17 protein-coding genes and 1 tRNA gene are annotated in these 20,969 nt (G+C 67.2%); 12 read left to right on the top strand and 6 right to left on the bottom strand.

Translation table 11 applies throughout. From position 1 onward, the window contains the following. The first annotated feature begins 3 nt into the window (after positions 1-3). The 3 genes from DFP89_RS06510 (at position 4) to DFP89_RS06500 (ending at position 3,794) form a co-directional block, all read left to right on the top strand. The gene (locus DFP89_RS06510; protein ID WP_114348618.1) at positions 4-1,788 is read left to right on the top strand and encodes a heme biosynthesis protein HemY; all 1,785 of its coding nucleotides are present in this window, start codon (positions 4-6) and stop codon (positions 1,786-1,788) included. 170 nt (positions 1,789-1,958) lie between these two features. Next, a tRNA-Thr gene (locus DFP89_RS06505) sits at positions 1,959-2,034 on the top strand. Positions 2,035-2,249: 215 nt separating this feature from the next. Further along, a complete protein-coding gene (locus tag DFP89_RS06500) occupies positions 2,250-3,794 on the top strand; it encodes a pseudouridine synthase (protein ID WP_114348617.1) in 1,545 nt (514 codons plus the stop codon). Between the two features lie 60 nt (positions 3,795-3,854). Here DFP89_RS06500 and hemP read toward each other — a convergent pair whose 3' ends face one another. Together hemP and DFP89_RS06490 are read right to left on the bottom strand one after the other, a co-directional pair. Beyond that, on the bottom strand, positions 3,855-4,031 hold the full coding sequence (gene hemP, locus DFP89_RS06495) for a hemin uptake protein HemP (protein ID WP_010394206.1): 177 nt from the start codon (positions 4,029-4,031) through the stop codon (positions 3,855-3,857). Between the two features lie 209 nt (positions 4,032-4,240). Continuing rightward, positions 4,241-5,221 (bottom strand): zinc ABC transporter substrate-binding protein, encoded by a 981-nt coding sequence (locus tag DFP89_RS06490; RefSeq protein ID WP_114348616.1) that lies wholly within the window; start codon positions 5,219-5,221, stop codon positions 4,241-4,243. Between the two features lie 81 nt (positions 5,222-5,302). On the opposite strand from DFP89_RS06490, the gene DFP89_RS06485 reads away from it, so the two are divergent. From DFP89_RS06485 to DFP89_RS06470, 4 genes are all read left to right on the top strand, one after another. Beyond that, positions 5,303-5,794 carry a Fur family transcriptional regulator gene (locus DFP89_RS06485; protein ID WP_114348615.1) on the top strand — a complete coding sequence of 164 codons (492 nt, stop codon included), beginning with the start codon at positions 5,303-5,305 and terminating at the stop codon, positions 5,792-5,794. Then, entirely contained in the window at positions 5,791-6,585 is a 795-nt protein-coding gene (locus tag DFP89_RS06480) for a metal ABC transporter ATP-binding protein (protein ID WP_114348739.1), read from the top strand. The genes DFP89_RS06485 and DFP89_RS06480 overlap by 4 nt, the downstream gene beginning before the upstream one ends. Continuing rightward, positions 6,578-7,360: a metal ABC transporter permease gene (locus tag DFP89_RS06475; RefSeq protein ID WP_114348740.1), complete on the top strand. Its 783-nt coding sequence runs from the start codon at positions 6,578-6,580 to the stop codon at positions 7,358-7,360. Before DFP89_RS06480 ends, DFP89_RS06475 begins: the two co-directional genes overlap by 8 nt. Positions 7,361-7,574: 214 nt before the next feature. Next, positions 7,575-7,796: a hypothetical protein gene (locus DFP89_RS06470; protein WP_425452641.1), complete on the top strand. Its 222-nt coding sequence runs from the start codon at positions 7,575-7,577 to the stop codon at positions 7,794-7,796. Positions 7,797-7,964: 168 nt separating this feature from the next. Here DFP89_RS06470 and DFP89_RS06465 read toward each other — a convergent pair whose 3' ends face one another. From DFP89_RS06465 to DFP89_RS06450, 4 genes are all read right to left on the bottom strand, one after another. Further along, positions 7,965-8,621 carry a YjbF family lipoprotein gene (locus DFP89_RS06465; RefSeq protein ID WP_114348613.1) on the bottom strand — a complete coding sequence of 219 codons (657 nt, stop codon included), beginning with the start codon at positions 8,619-8,621 and terminating at the stop codon, positions 7,965-7,967. Continuing rightward, positions 8,618-10,825 (bottom strand): YjbH domain-containing protein, encoded by a 2,208-nt coding sequence (locus tag DFP89_RS06460; RefSeq protein ID WP_114348612.1) that lies wholly within the window; start codon positions 10,823-10,825, stop codon positions 8,618-8,620. Before DFP89_RS06460 ends, DFP89_RS06465 begins: the two co-directional genes overlap by 4 nt. 86 nt (positions 10,826-10,911) lie before the next feature. Further along, on the bottom strand, positions 10,912-11,730 hold the full coding sequence (locus DFP89_RS06455; protein WP_114348611.1) for a hypothetical protein: 819 nt from the start codon (positions 11,728-11,730) through the stop codon (positions 10,912-10,914). Between the two features lie 126 nt (positions 11,731-11,856). Further along, positions 11,857-13,239 (bottom strand): L-serine ammonia-lyase, encoded by a 1,383-nt coding sequence (locus tag DFP89_RS06450; protein ID WP_114348610.1) that lies wholly within the window; start codon positions 13,237-13,239, stop codon positions 11,857-11,859. A 251-nt stretch (positions 13,240-13,490) separates the two neighbouring features. Here DFP89_RS06450 and dusB point away from each other — a divergent pair, with 251 nt between their 5' ends. The 5 genes from dusB to ntrX all read left to right on the top strand — a co-directional run bounded on the left by dusB (position 13,491) and on the right by ntrX (position 20,894). Further along, a complete protein-coding gene (gene dusB / locus DFP89_RS06445) occupies positions 13,491-14,516 on the top strand; it encodes a tRNA dihydrouridine synthase DusB (protein ID WP_114348609.1) in 1,026 nt (341 codons plus the stop codon). After that, the gene (locus DFP89_RS06440) at positions 14,513-15,673 is read left to right on the top strand and encodes a two-component system sensor histidine kinase NtrB (protein WP_114348608.1); all 1,161 of its coding nucleotides are present in this window, start codon (positions 14,513-14,515) and stop codon (positions 15,671-15,673) included. The genes dusB and DFP89_RS06440 overlap by 4 nt, the downstream gene beginning before the upstream one ends. Before the next feature lie 8 nt (positions 15,674-15,681). Next, positions 15,682-17,166, top strand: a complete 1,485-nt coding sequence (locus DFP89_RS06435; RefSeq protein ID WP_114348607.1) for a response regulator — start codon at positions 15,682-15,684, stop codon at positions 17,164-17,166. A gap of 84 nt (positions 17,167-17,250) precedes the next feature. Beyond that, complete coding sequence (locus DFP89_RS06430; protein WP_114348738.1) at positions 17,251-19,509, top strand: sensor histidine kinase NtrY-like; 2,259 nt, start codon at positions 17,251-17,253, stop codon at positions 19,507-19,509. After that, positions 19,506-20,894, top strand: coding sequence for a nitrogen assimilation response regulator NtrX (ntrX, locus tag DFP89_RS06425; RefSeq protein ID WP_114348606.1), 1,389 nt, complete (start codon positions 19,506-19,508; stop codon positions 20,892-20,894). The genes DFP89_RS06430 and ntrX overlap by 4 nt, the downstream gene beginning before the upstream one ends. Positions 20,895-20,969 lie beyond the last annotated feature (75 nt).

Here is a 20,969-nt window from a genome sequence, read left to right as displayed (position 1 = left end):
CAGATGCTGCTTTCGGCTTTGAAAATACTGATCTTTTTCGCTATCGTCCTGGCCGTCACGTTGGGCGCGATGCAGCTTTCGGAAAGCGGTGATGGGCTGACGCTGGTCTATGGCGGCACCGAATATGTGCTGGGACCGGTCCAGACCATGATCGCGGCGACCGTCGTCGTGCTGCTGGGCTGGCTGGTGGTCAGGCTGTTGATGCTGGCTCTGGCCTTTGTGCGGTTCCTGATGGGGGATGAAACCGCGATCACCCGCTATTTCGACCGCTCGCGCGAGCGCAAGGGCTATGCGGCACTGTCCGAAGGCATGCTGGCCGTCGCCTCGGGCGAGGGGCGGCTGGCGCAGGACAAGGCCGCCCGCGCCGCCAAGCTTTTGGACAATGCGCAGGTGACCGAGCTTTTGGCCGCGCAGGCCGCCGAGGTGGCGGGCGACAAGGCCAAGGCGGGCGAGGTCTATCGCCGCCTGCTGAATGACGAACGCACCCGTTTCGTCGGGGTGCGCGGCCTTCTGCGCCAGAAACTGGCCGAGGGCGACACCGCTACCGCGCTGAAACTGGCCGAAAAGGCCTATGCGTTGAAGCCGCGCCATGCCGAGGTACAGGATACGCTGCTGGAATTGCAGACCCGGCAGGGCGACTGGAAAGGCGCGCGCGCGGTCCTCAAGGACAAGCGCAAGCAGGGGCAATTGCCGCAGGACGTCCATATCCGCCGCGACGCCGTGCTGGCGCTGAAAGAGGCCTCGGACGTGCTGGCCGAGGGCAATTCGATCAGCGCGCGCGAGGCCGCGATCTCGGCCAGCCGCGCCAGCCCGGATCTGGTTCCGGCGGCGGTGCTGGCGGCCCGCAGCTATATCGCGCAAAATGACGCTCGCAATGCCAGCCGCGTCCTGCAAAAGACTTGGAGCGTGCGGCCCCATCCCTCGATCGCCTCGACTTATGCCGAGATCGTCCCCGATGAAAAGCCGGCTGCAAGGCTGCGCCGTTTCGAGGACCTGATGCGGCAAAACCCCGATCACGAGGAAACCCGGCTGTTGCGCGCCGAGCTGTTGCTGACCGCCGAGGATTTCCCCGGTGCCCGCCGTGCGCTTGGCGATCTGGCCGAAAAGCACCCGACCGTGCGTTCGCTGTCGCTGCTGGCCGCGATCGAGCGCGGCGAGGGGGGCGACGACGCGGTGGTGCGCGGCATTCTGGCGAGGGCGCTGGTCGCCAGCCGTGGCCCGCAATGGGTCTGCGACAAGTGCCATAATGTCATGGCCGAATGGTCGCCGGTCTGCGACAGCTGCGGCGGCTTTGACACGCTGAGCTGGCGCGAGCCGCAGACCCCGGTCTGGGGCACCATGCCCGGCAATGGCGTCGAGATGCTGCCCTTGCTGGTCGGCGCGCCTGCGGCCCCGGTGCCCGCGCGCCGCGACGCCGCCGCCGATGCCGAGGTGGTCGCACCCGGCACCGCCAGCCTGCGGCCGGGCATGATCGGCGACGAACCCGACGACCCGCCGCCCGCCGCCCCGAAGCCCGCCGAGAAAGCGCCCGAGAAAGCCTCCGGCTCCGATCTGCCGCATGTCGCGCCGGGCATGGTGCCGCGGGAATCGGATTACGACGACACGGGTGAGCCGGCGATGACCGTCACCGATCCCGAGCCCGAGCCGGAACCCGAGGCCCCGCGCCCCGAGCTTCTTAGGCCCGAGCCTGCGCATAAGCCGCAGATCGCGAGGCAGGGCGATATCCTGCCGGTCCGCCCCGATGTCGAGCCGCTGGACGATGTGCCGGTGGCGGCCAAAAAGCGCTGACCCCCTCTTTCGCGCCGTGCCGGAACCTGTTATCCGGCGCGGCGCAAGACATGCCGGAAGACGGCAGCGCTTGCCGGTCGGGGCGGCCTCGCCCCCGCCAAGACCAGAGGTCCGAACGGGCGCAAATGCGTCTTGCGAGGATCGCCCTGCGCTGATACATCGGCGCGGATGCCGCAGTAGCTCAGCTGGTAGAGCACGACATTCGTAATGTTGGGGTCGGGGGTTCGAGTCCCTTCTGCGGCACCATTTCAACCCGAAATCACCCATCCACATTCCGTCCTTTGCGCGTGAACGCATGTCCCATGCAGTTCCGTCCTTGCCTGCAATCTGAAAGCGCACCTGCACGGATCGCCGGCGCGGGCCTCTGACCTCTGGTCAGGCCCGCATGTCTCCCTTTCCTTTCGGGGGCGGATGGCGTATTCATCCCGCTTTGCCACCGCAGAGATGCGCAGGAGATCGCCATGACCGACACCCCCGAATCCCCCAATGCCAATCCCAATGCCGACCGCATCGCCAAGGTGATGGCGCGCGCGGGCGTCGCCAGCCGCCGCGAGGCTGAACGCATGATCCTTGAGGGCCGCGTCAGCGTGAACGGGCAAAAGATCGACAGCCCGGCGCTGGATGTCACGCCCTCGGACAAGATCCGCGTCGATGGCAAGCCGCTGGACGAGCCGCAGGAAACCCGGCTTTGGCTCTATTACAAGCCGCTTGGGCTGGTGACCTCGTCCTCGGATGAAAAGGGGCGCCAGACGGTGTTCGATGCGCTGCCGCGCGATCTGCCGCGGGTGATGACCGTCGGCCGGCTGGACCTGAATTCCGAGGGGCTGCTTTTGCTGACCAATGACGGTGAGCTCAAGCGCCGGTTGGAACTGCCCACCACCGGCTGGCTGCGCCGCTATCGCGTGCGCGTCAACGGCCAGCCCAATGACCTGACCTTTGCCCCCCTGCGCCGCGGCGTCACCATCGACGGCGAGGAATTCCAGCCGATGGAGATCAGCCTGGACAGCCAGCAGGGCGCCAATGCCTGGCTGACCGTCGGCATCCGCGAGGGCAAGAACCGCGAGATCCGCCGCGCCATGGCCCATGTCGGGCTGATCGTGAACCGGCTGATCCGCGTCGGCTACGGCCCCTTCAAGCTGACCGGCATGGAAGAAAACGAGGTCCGCGAGGTCAAGCGCAAGGTGCTGCGCGACCAGCTGGGCGGGCTGCTGACCGGCGAGACCGACGAAAAACCCCGCAGCTTCCGCGAGCGTGGCGCCGCGCGTTCCGATGACGAGGGCCGCAGCCGTGGCCCCCGCCCGGATGGCGAGCGCCGTCCTTTTGCGCGCCGCGAGGACGGTGAGCGCAAGCCTTTCGTGAAGCGTGAGGATGGCGAACGCCGCCCCTATGCCAAGCGCGAGGACGGGGACCGCAAGCCTTTCGTGAAACGTGAAGACGGCGAACGCCGCCCCTATGCCAAGCGCGAGGACGGGGACCGCAAGCCTTTCGTGAAGCGTGAGGACGGCGAGCGCCGCCCCTATGCCAAGCGCGAGGACGGTGAGCGCAAGCCCTTTGTGAAGCGTGAGGACGGCGAGCGCCGCCCCTATGCCAAGCGCGAGGACGGTGAGCGCAAACCCTTCGTGAAGCGTGAGGACGGGGATCGTAAACCCTATGCCCGTCGTGAAGACGGCGACCGCAAGCCTTTCGCCCGCCGCGAGGATGGCGAGCGCAAGCCCTATGGCAAGCCTTCGGGGTTCCGGGACCGCGCGGATGCGCCGCGGGACGGTGAACGTCCGGCGCGCAGCGGCAAGCCCGGCTTCAAGGGTGGTGAACGTCCGCGCTCGGGCGAGGGTGAGCGGGGTGGCTTCAAGCCTCGGGACGGCAAGCCGGGCGGGTTCAAGCCGCGTGGTGAGGGCGGAAAACCCCAAGGCGACGGCAAGCCCGGTCGCGATTTCAAATCCGGCAAGCCGGGCGGGAAACCGGGCGGCTTCAAGCCGGGTCCCAAAACGAATCGCGCCCCCGCATAGGGGGCGCGACCCGAGGGAAAAGGGCCACGGCGCGGGTAATCCGCGCCGGCTTCGGGGAAATTACTTCGTCAGAATAAGCTTGCCTGCGCGGGTGATGCGCAGGTTGTAGACCTGATCGCCCAGAACGATCAGCGCCTGATTGCCGCCGGCAGTCAGCAATTCGGCATCATATTCGGGCAGGCGTTGCAGGGCGGTCACGCCGGGACGCGTGAATTCGGCGGGGCGGGTCGCGGTCATGTCCTTGTCCTCGTTGCTATCGCGGTGACAGCAACCTGACAAATTCCGTAGGGAATGTCAAAGGAAATTAGTCAGGAATTTTTCCTGAAGAAAATTATATTTATATCAACCGATTCCACGAATGATGCCGCATAAGACAGAGCCGCCGGACCATATTCGGCCCGGCGGCGATTCTACCTGCGCGTGAGGTCGGAGCCAGCCCTGACCTGTCAGCCCTGGCCCAGGCACTCGGTCAGGGATTTGGCCATGCTGCGCAGCGTGGCGGCATAGTGATCGGCGCCGGGGGGCAGCAGGCTGCCCTCGGGGTCCAGCGCGGCGCCCTGGCGCAGTCCGGTGCCCTCGATGACGGTGGCGATCAGGCCGGCATCGTGATTGGCCTCGGGAAAGGCGCAGACGGCGCCCTCGGCCGCGATGCGGTCGCGGATCTCGGCCAGCCGCGCGGCGGACGGGGTCGAGGCGTCGCCAAGACTGACCGGGATTGCCGGTGTCAGCCCGTAATGGCCGGTGAAATAGCCGTAGGCGTCGTGAAAGACCACGAAGGGCTTACCGGCCAGCGGCGCAAGGTTCGATTTCAGTTCGGCGTCCAGCGCGGCAAGCTCGTCGCGTGCCTTGGCGGCATTGGCCGCATAGGTTTTGGCGTTTTCGGGATCGCGTGCGGATAGCGCCTCGGCGATGGCGCCCAGCCAAACCCGGCCATTGCCGGGGGCCAGCCAGGCATGGGGGTCAAGGCCGGAATGGTCGTGGCCTTCCTCGGCATGGCTTTCGTCATGGTCGTGCCCGGATTCGGCTTCATGCTCATGCTCATGCTCATGCTCATGCTCATGATCATGGGCCGCGCTGGCACCAAAATCCTGACGATGCGTGCCGGGCAGGTCCAGCAGCGCCAGCGCCGTGGCATTGGCGGCCAGACCGCTGCCGGCGCGGTCCAGCCAGGGCGTCATCTCGGGGCCGATCCAGATCAGCAGATCGGCCTGTTGCAGGCTGCGGGCCTGACTGGGGCGCAGCTGATAGTGATGCGCGTCGCTGCCCGCCGCGATCAGGGTTTCGGGCTGGCCCAGATCGCCCATGACCTGCTGGACCAGCGCCGCGACCGCGGGCAGGTCGGCGACGACGCGCGGCACCTCGGCATGGGCGGCCAGGGCCGGGGCCAGTGCCAGGGCGGCAAGGGACAGGGAACGAACGGTTTTCATGGGCAGGCTCACTTGCGGAAATGGCAAGGTTATTTATGTTATATCGTAACTCGTCAAGAATATTTGTGATACTGTAACAAAATGACCGATGCCGTCCCTGATCCGTTTCATGATCATGACCATAGCAGTTGCGCCGCCGTGGTCCTGCGCCGCGCCGAGGAGCAGACCCGGGCCGAAGGCGTGCGCCTGACCCCGGTGCGCCGCCGCACGCTGGAAATCCTGCTGGAATCGCATCGCGCCATGGGCGCCTATGAGGTTCTGGAAAAGCTGGCGGCGGACGGCTATGGCAAGCAGCCCCCGGTGGCCTATCGGGCGCTGGAATTTCTGGTCGAGCAGGGCTTTGCCCATCGCATCCAGCGCCTGAACGCCTATGCCGCCTGCCTGTCGCCCGAACGCAACCATGCGCCCGTCTTCCTGATCTGCCGCAGCTGCGAGCAGGTGGCCGAGGCCGATGCCTCGGCGCTGCGCGGCGCCTTGCAGGATCTGGCGGCGCGGTCCGAATTCACCCCCGAACGGATCACGGTCGAATTGCTGGGCCTTTGCGCCCGCTGCAGCGCGGAAGCCGCCGCATGAACGCGCTGATTCGGGCCGCCGATCTGTCGGTCAGCCATGGCGGGGCCGATCTGCCGGTGCTGCGTCATGTCGATTTCCGCATCGATCCGGCCGAGATCGTGACCGTGGTCGGGCCGAACGGCTCGGGCAAGTCGACGCTGGTGCGGGCGCTGCTGGGGCATGTCGCCGCCCAGACCGGCCGGGTCGATCGTCTGCCCGGTCTGCGCATCGGCTATGTGCCGCAGCGCGTCCATATCGATCGCGCCATGCCGATGACGGTGCGCCGCTTTCTGTCGCTGCCGGTCCGCGTCAGCGATGCGGATGCCCGCGCGGTCCTGGAGCGCACCGGCGTGCCGGGGCTGGAAGGCCGCCAGATCGGCGCGCTGTCGGGCGGCCAGTTCCAGCGCGTGCTGCTGGCGCGGGCGCTGCTGAACGATCCGCAGCTGCTGGTGCTGGACGAGCCGACGCAGGGGCTGGACCAGCCCGGCATCGTCGCCTTTTATCAGCTGATCGAGGAGGTCCGCGCCCAGACCGGCGTCGCCGTGCTGATGGTCAGTCATGACCTTTTGGTGGTGATGCGGGCCTCGGACCGGGTGGTCTGCCTGAACGGCCATGTCTGCTGCGAGGGGACGCCACAGGCGGTCAGCGCCGCCCCGGCCTATCGGGCGCTGTTCGGCATGGATGCGCAGGGCACGCTGGCGCTTTACCGTCATCACCACGATCACGACCACGACCATGTGGTGGAGGCGGGACATCATGTCCACGGCCCCGATTGTGCGCATGAACATCATCACCGGGACCATCATGCTTGACGACTTCCTGATCCGCGCGATCCTCGCGGGGCTTGGTCTGGTGCTGGCGACGGGGGCGCTTGGCTGCTTTGTCGTCTGGCGGCGCATGGCCTATTTCGGCGATTCGACCGCGCATGCGGCGATTCTGGGCGTGGCGCTGAGCCTGGCCTTTTCCATGCCGATCTATCTGGGCACACTGGGGATCGCCCTGGGCATGGCGCTGGCGGTGGCCTATCTGACGGCGCGCGGCCAGCCGATGGACACGGTGCTGGGGGTGCTTGCCCATAGCGCGCTGGCGCTGGGGCTGGTTGCGGCCAGTTTCGTACCCTCGATGCGGACCGGGCTTGATGCCTATCTGTTTGGCGACATTCTGGCCGTCACCCGCACCGATCTGATCTGGATCTGGGGTGGGGCCGCAGTGATCGCGGGGCTGCTGATCTGGCGCTGGCAGCGGCTGGTCACGGCCTCGGTCAACGAGGAACTCGCCATGGCCGCCGGCATCGATCCAGCGCGCGAAAGGCTGATCCTGTCGCTGGCTTTGGCGCTGGTGGTGGCGATTGCGATTCGGCTTGTGGGGGCGCTTCTGATCTCGGCCATGCTGATCGTTCCGGCCGCGACCGCACGCGGTTTCGCGCAAACGCCTGAACAGATGGCGGGTTCCGCGACGCTTATCGGGGCGGTCGCGGTGCTGGGCGGGCTTTCCGCAAGCCTTTGGCTTGACAGCCCGGCAGGGCCGTCGATCGTTGCCGTATCTGCGGTGATTTATGCTGTGTCCTTAGTGGTTTACCGAAGGTAAATCCGGTTCCCCGATGCGCGGGAACCTGCGGGCGGGGCGCGCAAAAACGGCAGGAACTTGCCCATAGTTCAGCGTGTTGGCGAATATGCAACAGTTGCCCGTATGGCGTGTGATCCGCTCGTCAAGACCGCTTCCCAACTCCTTGGGATTATGCGACTGTCGCTGCGATGCTGCTGGAAACGGCAGCCTTCAAAGTACTGAACGGAGCATGATCATGACCAAAATCGCTACCTTCGCCCTGGCCCTTGGCCTGACGGCCTCGTCGGCTCTGGCCGGCGGCTATGTCGCCCCCGTTGTTGAAGTTGAGCCGGTCGTCGTTGACGAGAAGCCCGCTTCGTCGAACGCTGGCCTCGTCGTTCCCGCCCTGCTGCTGCTGGGCGTGATCGCTGCCGTCGCTTCGGACGACGACGACGATGATGACGACTCGAGCAACTAATCGTCCGTAAGGACTTTTGGTTCAAAGGGCTGGCCTTCGGGTCAGCCCTTTTCCTTTGCGCAGATCCCAGGGACTGAAGCTCAGATCCCGCCCGCAAGGCTAAAGCACCGGAAACGAAAAGGCCCCGCATCGCTGCGGGGCCTTTCGTCTGCCGGGATCAGGCTGCGCTCAGGGGCGCAGCTCCTGAATGGTGACATAGCCCAGATCCGGGCCGATCCACTGGCGTGAGACGGTGATCCGCCCGCCCTGAACCATGTAATTGTTCTGGAACTCCAATGCGCCCGAGCGGCAGCTTTCCACGATGACGCCCGGCTTGGGGCCGCCGCCGATGCTGCAGTCCAGTGTCAGCGGGCGCTCCAGCCCGTCGCCGGTCCAGTAGCGCATGACACGCTGGGCCTGACCGCTGCGGCCGGCGCGGATCAGTGCCGCCGAGGACGACATCTCGGCCACCGACAGGTCGTGGCCCAGACCGCGCGTGCCGGCCAGCATGCCGCCGCGCAGGATCAGCGCCTGCTCGTTCTTGGTCATATAGGTCCGCTGTCCGGCATTCTCGCCGGTCATCGCCATGACCTGCGTGGTCTTCATCCGCTCAAGTCCGACAAGGATCAGCGGGCCGGGATTGACCCGCAGCGCCTCGGCCGCCATAGCCGAGGGATCGGGCGCGGGCTGGGCGGCGGCATCCTTGCCGGCAGCCTTAGCGGCGCTTTGCTTGACCGCCGTCACCAGCATGCCCCGGATCGAGCCCTCGCTGCCGGCATTGCCGCAGGCGGCCAGCATGGCCAGCATGGCCACGCCGAACGTGGCGCGCATCATCTTGCGGTTCATCGCCAGAACCTCCCCCAACCTTGATAGAGCTGGCCCGAATGGCTGTCGCGGACCTTGTCGTAAAGCCGTCCCTGCACGCGCAGGCGCGAGCCGCCATCGCGCGAGAGCGACCGGATATCGCCGCCGACGCGACGCAGCGAGGGCTGGCCCGTGCCCCAGCCCAGCGGGATGGAGAGCGTGACGCCCTTGTCGAAGGAGCCTTCGCCGAAGTCCTCGGCGCTCATGTCAGTCTTGGTGACCCAGGCGCCGACGCGCCAGCCATTGGCGAATTCGCGCGACAGCGTCACCGTGGCGCCCTTGTCGCCAGCCAGATACTTGCCGACCGCAAGCTCGGCGGCGATGCCATTGTCGAATTCGTAATAGGCCGAGACATGGCCGGTGGTGACCTCATAGTCGCGGAAGCCGAAGACATCGCGGAAGTCGCGTTTCTTGACCCGGTTGATCTCGGCGCCGATGGCCAGCGGCGAGCTGGCCGGCCACCACAGCACCTCGCCCGAGACGCCGCCAAAGGTGCGCTCGAGCAGACCCACGGTGACGCGGCTATAGACCGTGTCGGTGGGCTTGGCATACCAGGCCAGCGTCAGGCGCGGGATCGTCGGGCTTTTATTGCCCTGATACATGCGCCCGTCGGAACGCACGCGCGGCACGCCGTTCTCGTCATAGTCGCTGTCCAGCGCCTCGTATTCCTCGACGGTCATGTTGCCGGGGGCTTCCTGCTCCTGGTTGCCGAAGGCGCGCTGGCGGACGCTGCCGGCCAGGATCAGGCCGGGCATCAGCTCGTATTCGGCCTCAAGCTCGGCGCCGATCTCATAGCGGAAGGGCTCGTCCGGGTCGAAGAGCGAGGTCGAAAGATAGGGTTTCAGCGCCCAGCTGAAGCGCGGGAACATGCCCGGCGTGCGCACCAGATTGCCCGGGCGCGGATCGGCATTGGTCAGCACCGCGACATTGGCGATCTGGCTGGCCTCGGTGTTTTCCAGCCGCTCGACATCCGAGCGGCGCAGCGTGATCGAGGTCGTCGGCAGACCGTCCTCGGAGGAGGTGATGACCAGCGTCTCGACCGAGGGCGGCAGAGCGCGCGTCATCAGCCGCGCGGTGCGGCCGATGGCCTCGGCGCGCTGCATGTAGCGGTTGTTGCGGATGCGGACCTCGGCGCGGTTGGCGTCCAGCGCCATCGATTCCAGCACCTGACCCTCATCGGCCAAGGCGTCGCCAAGCGACTTCTGGATGGCGGGATGCGCGGTCGGATCGGCCGCCCATGCGCCCGACCAGCCATCCGGGTCGGCGCTTTGCGCGACGCGCGGACGCACCGGCGCCGGGGCCTTTTCCAGACCCGAGGGGAAGGGCGACTGGCTGGGATTCATGGCGACGCTGAATTGCACGCCGACCTGCTTGCTGCCCAGAACATAGCCGGCCAGCTGGTAATTCTCGCCCATGCGATAGGTGATGCCCAGGTTCAGGCGGTTCTTGAGCTCATCGCCATCGCTCAGCCAGACGCTGCGCTGGCAATTGTCGGCATCGCCGGTTTCGCAGGCATAGCTGTCGCCCGAATATTCGGCGGTCAGGTAAAGCTTGTCGGTGGCCTGCCAGGTGGCGCTGAGAAAGGGCGCCATCTCGCCGCGGAACCAGGCATCGACATTGGGCTTGCCGCCCAGTTCGGCATCCGGGTCGGGGCGGTCGCCGAAGGGGCTGCCGATGCCGCCCTGCTGGGCCAGACGGCCCCAGCCCAGACCGGCGCTGACGCGCAGGCGGGGGGTGATGGTCTTGGTGGCGACGATATATTCGGCGCCGTAATAGCCGGTGCCCATGAAGTCCTGCATGCCGATGGCCATGGCCGGGCGCCAGCCGTTCGGATCTTCGTCAAGGAACTGGTAGCGCAGGTCGAAGCTGCGGTCCCAGACATAGCCGCGGCTTTCCTCGGTGCTGTCAAAGCGCGAATAGCGCAGCGCCACCGTCAGCCGGGGCAGGGCCTGGAACACGATCGAGTTCTTCCGCGACAGGTCCGTATAGGCGATGGTCGCGCCCAGCGTGGCGTCGGGCAGCATCTCGGCGGTCGGCGTGTCGATGGCGCCGGGCATGCCATAGCTGTTCAGGATATTGCCGATCAGCGGATCGGCATGGCCCAGACTGGTCGCGGAGCCAAGCAGCAGCGTCACCGGCACGGTCGAGGCCAGCAGGCGGCGGGTCAGGGTCGAATGGGCGCGCATCGGCGGGTCCTCTCAGGTCTTGGCCCGCGACACGGGCCTCGGGCTGGCGCAATCCGCGCGACCGGGGCCGCGCGGATCGGGGGGCGTCATTGGCTGGGGGCCGTGGTTTCGGCCGCAGGCGGGGTCGGCGGCAGGATCAGCTGCGGCGCCGGCACGGCATTGCCTGCCGGAGCAGCGGCTGGAGGCGCCGCCGGGGGTGCGGCCGGTGCCGGCGTGCTGGTCGAGGGCATGGCCGGGGTCGTCGGCGTCGCGGGGGCGGGGGCTGCCGGGGTAGCCGTCGCCGGTGCCGGGGTTGTCGCCGGTGCCGGAGTGGTCGCAGGCGTCGTCGCCTCGGCCGGGGCCGGGGTGGCGGCGGGCTTGGGCGCGGCCGGTTTCGGCTGGTTCTTGGGCTTCGGCGCTGCCGACGAGGCGCGGGTCTGCGCCTTGGGCATGGTGTCGGTCGGCTGGGCGCAGCCGGTCAGGCGCTGGCTGCCGACGCGCAGGCGTGCGGTGAAGGGCGTCTTGACATCGCCCGCCTCGCAGGCGGCGGCCTGAATGTTCAGCGAAAACACCGAACCGTTCATGGTGCCGATGAATTCGACACCCTTGGCATAGGTCATGCGGCGCACGCTGACGCCCACCGATTTCGCGCCGGGCCGTTCATATACGGCAGTCTTGTCGGCGGCGGTCACCGTCCAGCCGGCACCTGCGGCGCGGAACATGGCGGTGTTCATGGTGCTGGCCTCGGCGGTCGAGACGGGGATGATCGCGGCGCCGGTTTCGATCGGCTGTTCCAGCGGCGACACGCCGGGCGGGCCAACATGGCCCTTGGCGGCAGGTTCGGCGCCTTTCTGAAACGGCAATTCGCCGCAAGCGGCTAGGGCCACTGTCATGGAGAGAACGGCGAAAGCCGAACGGAATTTCATCTGCTCTGTCCCGGTTCCTTGGTTTTGCTTGTGGATATTCGCTACACAAACCCCATGACATGGGCAAGCAAAGACAGGCGCGCCCCCGCAGGAAAGCCGCGACATGCGCGATTTATCGCACGCTTTTCAGCAGTTCGGGACGTTGACGGCCAGCCCGCCCAGCGAGGTTTCCTTGTATTTCTCGCTCATGTCGGCGCCGGTCTGGCGCATGGTCTCGATGGCCGAGTCCAAGGGCACGAAGTGATTGCCGTCGCCGCGCAGGGCAAGGCTGGCCGCCGAGACCGCCTTGATCGCGCCCAGTCCGTTTCGTTCGATGCAGGGCACCTGCACCAGCCCTTTGACCGGGTCGCAGGTCATGCCCAGATGGTGTTCCAGCGCGATTTCGGCGGCGTTCTCTACCTGCTGGGGCGTGCCGCCCAGAACGGCGCAAAGCCCCGCCGCAGCCATGGCGCTGGCCGAGCCGACCTCGGCCTGACAGCCGCATTCTGCGCCCGAAATGCTGGCATTGTGCTTGATCAGCCCGCCCACCGCCGAGGCGGTCAGCAGGAAATCGTCCAACTGGCGCTCGGATGCGCCGGGGACATGGTCCAGCCAATAGCGGATGACGGCCGGCACCACGCCCGCCGCGCCATTGGTGGGGGCGGTCACCACCTGCCCGCCGGCGGCGTTTTCCTCGTTCACGGCCATGGCATACATGGACATCCAGTCGTTGATGACATGGGGCGCGGTCAGGTTCATCCCGGCCTCGGCCTTCAGCGCGGCATGGATGCCGGCGGCGCGGCGCCGGATCGACAGCCCGCCGGGCAGGATGCCGCCGGTGGCGATGCCGCGATCCATGCAGTCGCGCATCACCTGCCAGATATGATGGATCCCGGCCGAGATCTCGGCATCGGTGCGAAAGACGCGCTCATTCTCGCGCTTCATGGCGGCGATGGATTTGCCCGAATTTTCGGCCATGTGCAGCATCTCGGCGGCGCTGGCAAAGGGATGGGGCACCTTGGGCGAGGCATCGGTGCGGGTGTCGTCGCCGCGCGCGGCCAACTCGGCCTCGGTCAGCACGAAGCCGCCGCCGATGGAATAATAGGTCTGCTGATAGATCACGTCGCCCTGCGCGTCGGTGGCCATCAGGATCATGCCATTGGCATGTCCGGGCAGGGCGCGGTCGAAATCAAAGATCAGGTCGCGCGCCGGGTCGAAGGCCAGATCGCCCAAGCCCTCGGGCGACAGGGTTTTGGTGTCGCGGTTCTCGGCCAGCACGGCCTCGGCGGCCTCGGCATTCATGGTCTCGGGCAGAAAGCCGGCCAGCCCCAGGATGGTGGCGCGGTCGGTCGCGTGACCCTTGCCGGTGAATGCCAGGCTGCCATGCAGGCTGGCGCGCAGCCCGTGGGTGCGAAAGGGCCGGGCGCGCAGCGAATCCAGAAACCGCCCGCCCGCCACCATCGGCCCCATCGTATGCGAGGACGAGGGCCCGACGCCGATCTTGAAGATGTCGAAGACCGAAAGAAACATGGTGCGGCTCCCTCATGGATCGGTGGCGGTGATTGGTGGCTAAGGGGCAGTCTAGCCCCGGCGCCGCCGCCCGACCAGAGCGGCTGCGACGCGCGGGGCGAAGCTCTGCGACATTTGACGAGTTGCTGACTGCACGTTATTTAGGCATATCGCATAAAATCACGGCAGATTCCAGCGCCCGCCCCGACGTCGTCAAACCGGGCATCCGCCGCATTCTTTCGCATCCTGCGCACACGGCATACGAGTTTCCTATGACATTGCCCGACCCCCTCATCCTTGGCAGCATGCGGCTTGGCCCGCCGGTCTTTCTTGCCCCCATGGCGGGAATCACCGATTTGCCGTTTCGCCGCGCGGTTGCGCGTCACGGCGGGGCGGGGCTGATGGTCAGCGAAATGGTCGCCTCGACCGAGATGGTGACGCCGCGCCCCTCGACCCGCGCCGCCGTCCGCGCCAAGGCCCTGACCGAGGGCGTGGCCCCGGTCAGCGTCCAGATCGCCGGGCGCGAGGCGGGCGCCATGGCCGAGACCGCGCGCATCGTCGCCGGGATGGGCGCGCGGATCGTCGATATCAATATGGGCTGCCCGGCCAAGAAGGTTACGGGCGGGCTGTCGGGGGCGGCCTTGATGCGCGATCTGGACCACGCGCTGGGTCTGGTCGAGGCGGTGGTCGCCGCCGTCCCCGACCTGCCGGTGACGCTGAAGATGCGGCTGGGCTGGGATCAGGATTGCCTGAACGCGCCGGAACTGGCCGCGCGCGCGGCCGGGGCAGGTGTGCGGATGCTGACCGTGCATGGCCGGACGCGGGCGCAGTTCTATACCGGGCAGGCCGACTGGCGCGCGATCCGCGCGGTCGCGAACCTACCGGGCAGGCCGCCTCTGGTCGCCAATGGCGATGTGGTCGATGCGGCCTCGGCCCGCGCGGCGCTGGAACAATCGGGGGCCGAGGCGGTGATGGTCGGTCGCGGCGCGCAGGGCGCGCCGTGGCGGCTGGCCGAGATCGCGCATGCGCTTTGGGGCACGCCCGCGCCGCAGGTGCCGCAAGGCGCGGCACTGGCCGAGGCCGTGGCCGAACATTATCAGGATATCCTGTCCCTTTACGGGCGCGAGCTGGGCCTGCGCGTCGCCCGCAAGCATCTGGGCTGGTATGCCGAAGCGAACGGCGCCCCGAACCGCGCCGAATTGCTGCGCGCGCCCACGCCCGAGGCGGCGCTGGACGCGATCCGCGCCGGGTTTTCGGATGCTCCTGACACAGCGACCCCCGCGACGGTGGCATCATGACCCATCGCGGCCGCGCCGAGCTGATCCCCGACCCCGAGGTTGAACGCACGACCGGCTTTCACCCCGCCGTGGTCGGGCCGAACTGGTCGGCGCTGCCCTTGCCCGCCGTCATCCTGGATGCCGAGGGGCGCATCGCCGCCATGAACGATCTGGCGGAATCCTTTCTGAACATCTCGTGCCGGTCGTCGCTGGGCCAGCCGCTCGAAGGGCCGGAAATGGCCAAAAGGCTGCGCATCGTGCCCTCGATCGCGACCATTCTGGAACGCGTGCGCGAGGGGCACGAGGCGATGAACCGCGCCGGCGTCCGCTTTGAGATCGGCGACCGCCTGGGCGGGCACAGCGACCGCTATGCGACGCTGCATGCCGGGCCCGCGCCCAGCCCGGCCGGCGGCACCGCCATCCTGATCGCCCCGCAAGAGGGCGGCGGGCGGCTGGGGCAGGGGCAGGCGGCGCGCTCGGCCGCGCGCTCGGCCATCGGCATGGCGGAAATGCTGGCGCATGAGATCAAGAACCCGCTGGCCGGCATTCGCGGCGCCGCGCAGCTGATCGGCATGAACCTGCGCCCCGAGGACAAGGACCTGGCCGACCTGATCGTGGCGGAATCGCGCCGCATCGTGGAATTGCTGGATCAGGTGGAACGCTTTGGCGACACCTCGGCCCCGAAGCTGGCGGCGGTCAATATCCATGACGTGCTGGAGCGCGTGCGCCGCTCCGCCGCCGTGGGCTTTGGCAAGGGGCTGAAGATCGTGCCCGATTACGACCCCTCGTTGCCTCCGGCGCTGATCGATGCCGACCAGATGGTGCAGGTCTGCCTGAATCTGGTCAAGAACGCCGCCGAGGCCATCCATCGCGCCGGGCGCAAGACCGGCACCATCCGCATCCACAGCTTTTACGACGGCGCCCTGCGCCTTGCCCCGACCGAGGCCGAGCCGCAGGGCCGCAGCCTGCCCCTGCAGATCGAGATCGAGGACGACGGCCCCGGCATTCCCGACAGCATCGTGGCCGAGGTCTTTGAGCCCTTTGTCTCGGGGCGCGAGAACGGCACCGGGCTGGGGCTGGCGCTGGTCTCGAAGATCATTGCCGACCACGGCGCCTGGATCGCGCTGGAATCGCGCCCCGGCCGCACCGTCTTTCGCCTTTCCCTGCCCAAAGCCTGAGGTATCCCATGGACGGCACCGTTCTGATCGCTGACGACGACCGCACCATCCGCACCGTTCTGACGCAGGCGCTGACCCGCGCCGGCTGCCGGGTACATGCCACCGGCTCGCTGGCGCAGCTGTCGCGCTGGGTCGAGGAGGGGCGCGGCGATCTGGTCATCACCGATGTGATGATGCCCGATGGCAATGGCATCGACATGATCCCGGCGATCCGCAGCGCCCGGCCGGACCTGCCGGTGATCGTGATCTCGGCCCAGAACACCATCGTCACCGCCATCCGCGCGACCGAGGCGGCGGCCTTTGAATATCTGCCCAAGCCCTTTGACCTGCCCGACCTGATGAGCAGCGCGGGACAGGCGCTGTCGCGCCGGGTCCGCAAGGCCGAGCCGGCCCCGGCGGTCGCGCCCAGCCTGACGCCCGTGCCCGAAAACGCCGCTGACCCGACTTTGCCGCTGATCGGCCATGCCCCGGCGATGCAGAACCTGTTTCGCATGGTGGCGCGGGTGCTGAATGCCGACCTGCCGGTGATGATCGCGGGCGAGGCGGGGGTGGGCAAGACCGTGGTCGCGCGCTCGTTTCACGATCTGTCGGACCGGCGCGACGCGGGTTTCGTGGTGCTGACCTCGGCCGATCTGTCCGAAGAGGCGATCCACCGCGCGGGCGAACGCGCCCAGGGCGGCACGCTGCTGGTCGAGGACCCGGCCGGGTTCGACAGCGCCGCACAGGCCCGGCTGATCGGCATGATCGAGACCTGGGAGGCCGGGCCAAGCCGGCACCAGATGCCGCGCCTTGTTTCGACCACCGGACCCGAACCGCAGACGGATGTGGCCTCGGGGCGGCTGCGGGCGGATCTGTATTACCGGCTGGCGGGGGTGACGATCAGCGTGCCGCCGCTGCGCGCGCGCGTCGATGATATCCCGCCGCTGGCCCGGCATCTGCTGGCGCGGGCCGCGGCGCAGGGCCTGCCGCAGCGCGCCCTGTCACAGGGCGCGGTGGCGCTGATCCGCGCCCATCCCTTTCCCGGCAATGTGCGCGAGCTGGAAAACCTGATGCGCCGGCTGGCCCTGACCGCCGCCGGGACCGAGATCTCCGAATCCGAGGTGCGCGGCGCGCTGCTGGAATCCGGGCTGCAGCCGCAGGCCCCGCCATTGTCCGTCGCGGCCGCGAATGCGCGCCCGGCCTCCGTGACCGTGGGGGCCGCACCGCAAGGCCCCGCCCCGGCCATGGCCGAGCCGGCAAACATGCGGCTGGCGCAATCGGTGGAAATGCATCTGCAACGCTATTTCGATCTGCATGGCGATCATCTGCCGCCGCCCGGCCTTTACGACCGAATCCTGCGCGAGATCGAAAAGCCCCTGCTGGAGCTGGCGCTGGATGCCACCGGCGGAAACCAGCTGCGCTGCGCCGATCTTTTGGGCATCAATCGCAATACGTTGCGCAAGAAACTGACGGATCTGAATATCGAAGTGACAAGGCGTCGCAAACTGATGTAAAACCGCCACAGATGGCCGCGCGAGAGTCGCGCAGCGGCCACAGGAAAGCCGCGGCACAGCGGCAGAACCGTGGGGTCGGACAAGGTGACAGGCGCGCTGTCCAAAGGAACCTGGGAACGCGTCGCGAAATTGCGGCGCAAGCGGGGCTTTCGCAACGCCACCACATTGGGGCTGGTCCTGCTGGGACCGGCGCTGGCGGCGCTGACATTTGCCGTCATGGGACCCTTTGCCAGCGCAAGTGCCGGGCGCACCATGCTGCGGCTGGTGCTGCTGGCGGACCTGATCTATCTGATCGTGCTGACCGGGCTGGTGGTCACGCGCATGACGCGCATCGTCGCGGCGCGGCGCAAATCTGCCGCCGGATCGCGGCTGCATCTGCGGCTGGTGGGCGTCTTTGCCACCATCGCGCTGGTGCCGACGGTGCTGGTGGCGCTGTTCGCCGGGCTGACCGTCAATATCGGGCTTGAAGGCTGGTTTTCGAACCGGGTGCAGCAGGTGGTCTCGACCTCGCTTTCCGCCGCCGAAGCCTATCAGGAGGAACACCGCCGCGACCTGACCAAGGACGCCAAGCTCTTGGCCGGGGCGCTGGCAGATGCGGCGCGCAAAAGCCCGATCCTTGACGATGGCATGATGCGCGAATGGCTGGGGCAGGGGCAAGCGCTGATCCAGCGCGGACTGCGCGAGGCCTATGTGATCGACGGGCGCGGCAATATCCGGGCGCGCGGCGAGCGCAGCTATCAGTTCTGGTACGAACAGCCCTCGGCCACGCAATTCGATCAGGCCAGCGCCTCCGGGCTGGTGCTGATCGAGGACTGGCAGAACAACGAGTTCCGCGCGCTGGTGCCGCTGCCGCCGATGGCCGACCGCTATCTTTACGTCACCCGCGATGTCGATGGCAGCCTGCTGGGGCTTTTGGACGACACCCGCCAGACGGTGGGCGAATATCAGCGGCTGGAACAGGAACGCGGTCGCGTCCTTCTGGAATTTTCCTTGCTTTACTTGGGTTTCGCGCTGCTTCTTGTGGCGGCGGCGATGTGGTTGGGCCTGTGGTTCGCCGACCGTCTGTCGCGCCCGATCGGGCGGCTGGCCGAGGCCTCGGAACAGGTCGGCAAGGGCAATCTGGACCTGCAAATCCCCGAACCCGACACCGGGGACGAGATCCAGACGCTGGGCCAAAGCTTCAACCGCATGACCCGGCAGCTGAAACAGCAGCGCGTCGAGCTGGTCGAAAGCTATCGCGCCGCCGATGACCAGCGGCGGCTGTTCGATTCGGTGCTGTCCTCGGTCACCTCGGGGGTGATCGGGCTGGATGCGGCGGGCGAGATCGACTTTCTGAACCGCTCGGCCACGCGGCTTTTGGGGCTGGATCCGGCGCACGACCATGACCGGCTGCTCGCTGAGGCGGTGCCGGAATCCGCGCCGCTGTTCGACCGGCTGCATCAGTCGGTCAATGAATGGGTGCAGGACGAGATCCGTCTGAACCGCGAAGGCCGCGTCGAAAGCCTGCTGGTGCGCATGGCGATCCGGCGCGGTGCGGCAGGGGGGCTGGAAGGCTATGTGGTGGCGCTGGACGATGTGACCGATCTGGTCTCGGCGCAGCGCATGGCGGCCTGGGGCGATGTCGCCCGCCGCGTCGCCCATGAGATCAAGAACCCGCTGACCCCGATCCAGCTTTCGGCGGAACGCCTGAAGCGCAAGTTCGGCCCCATCGCCGGCGACGAGCGCGAGGCGCTTGAGCAATATACCGAGGTCATCATCCGCCAGACCAACGACCTGCGCCGGATCGTGGATGAATTCTCGCGCTTTGCCCGCATGCCTGAACCGGACCGCAAGGAAACCGATATCGCGAAACTCCTGCGCGACAGCGAGCTGATGCAGCGCGACGCCCTGCAAGGCGCCCTGGTCACCGAGATCCCGGATGAGCCGGTGATCGTCGATGCCGATGCCGGCATGATGCGGCAGGTCTTCACCAACCTGCTGAAGAACGCCGGCGAAGCTATTGACGAATTGCGCGAAAACCCGCCCGAGGGCTGGATGGCCCAAGTCCGCGTCGAGATGCGCGTTGCCCCCGACGCGGTGACCATCCGCATCATTGATAACGGTCCCGGCCTACCCAAGGACCGCACGCGGCTTTTTGAGCCTTACGTGACCATGAAACCCGGTGGGACCGGCCTTGGCCTGCCCATCGTCAAGAAGATTGTCGAGGAACATGGCGGCAGCCTGTCGCTGACCGATGCCCCCGGTCAGCAGGGCGCCATGGCCGAAATCCGACTGCCGCGCGAGCGTCAGCCGGTCCGTCTGCCGGCACGTCGCCAGAAACTGGATCAGGAAACTGTGAAATGAGTGATATTCTTATCGTTGATGATGAACGCGACATTCGCGAACTGATTTCGGACATTCTGCGTGACGAAGGCTATGCCACAAGGCTTGCCGCCAATTCCGACGAGGCGGTGGCCGAGCTGAACGCGGGCGAGCCGGCGCTGATGATCCTGGATATCTGGCTGAAGGACAGCAAGATGGACGGGATCGACATCCTCAAGCAGGTCAAGCGCAACAATCCGGACGTGCCGGTGGTGATCATCTCGGGGCATGGCAATATCGAGATCGCGGTCGCGGCGATCAAGCAGGGCGCTTACGACTTCATCGAGAAGCCCTTCAATATCGACCAGCTTCTGGTGGTGATCCGCCGCGCGATGGAGGCCTCGCGCCTGCGGCACGAGAACTCGACCCTGAAACGCGGCGAGACCCGCGCGACCGAGATGCTGGGGAATTCGGCGGCCTTCCGGCGCTTGCGCGAACAGCTCGACAAGGTGGCGAAATCGAATGGCCGGGTCATGTTGACCGGCGAGCCGGGGGCGGGCAAGGAAATCGCCGCGCGCTTCATCCATGCGCTCAGCCCCCGTGCGCGCGAGTCCTTTGTCACCGTGTCCTGCGCCACCATCGAGCCCGACCACATGGAGGAGGTGCTCTTTGGCCGCGAGACCGAAGGCCGCGGCGTCGAGCCGGGGCTGCTGGAACAGGCCCATGGCGGGGTGATCTATTTCGACGAGGTGGCTGACATGCCCCTTGGCACGCAGCCCAAGATCCTGCGCGTGCTGACCGAACAGCAGTTTCAGCGCTCTGGCGGCACCGACAAGGTGCGGGTGGACCTGCGGGTGATTTCCTCGACCAATCGCGACCTGACGGCGGAAATCTCGGCCGGTCGCTTCCGGCAGGAACTTTACGACCGGCTGAACGTGGTGCCGGTCGCCGTGCCCTCGCTTTCCGAGCGGCGCGAGGATATCCCGATGCTGGCCGAGCATTTCATCGAACAGTTCCATACCAATCAGGGCCTGCCACAGCGCGCCCTGCCCGAGGAAACCAGCGCCGCGCTGCAGGCGATGAACTGGCCGGGCAATATCCGCCAACTGCGCAACGTGATCGAGCGAGTGCTGATCCTGGGCGACGGCTCGGGCCCGATCCAGCCGTCCGAGCTGGAAACCCAGGGCGGCGCCTCCAGCAGCGGCGATGCGCTGGCCCTGGGCCCGCAGATCACCAGCCTTGCCCTGCGCGAGGCGCGCGAGCTCTTCGAGCGCGAATACCTGCTGGCGCAGATCAACCGCTTTGGCGGCAATATCAGCCGCACCGCGCAATTCGTCGGAATGGAGCGCAGCGCCCTGCATCGCAAACTGAAATCTCTGGGCGTCGTCGGCGGGGTCCGCGTCGAGGACGAGGTGACCGGGAAATGACCGCGCGAGCGGCGAGGTCCTTTGGATATTTGAGTGAAGAAGAAACAGCCGGCCAGCCTTGTGCGCGGCGTGGAT

It is taken from the genome of Paracoccus lutimaris (genome assembly GCF_003337565.1).
Lineage (GTDB): Bacteria > Pseudomonadota > Alphaproteobacteria > Rhodobacterales > Rhodobacteraceae > Paracoccus > Paracoccus lutimaris.
Note: the sequence above shows the minus strand (reverse complement) of the source record. Positions and strands in the feature narration are given on the sequence as shown.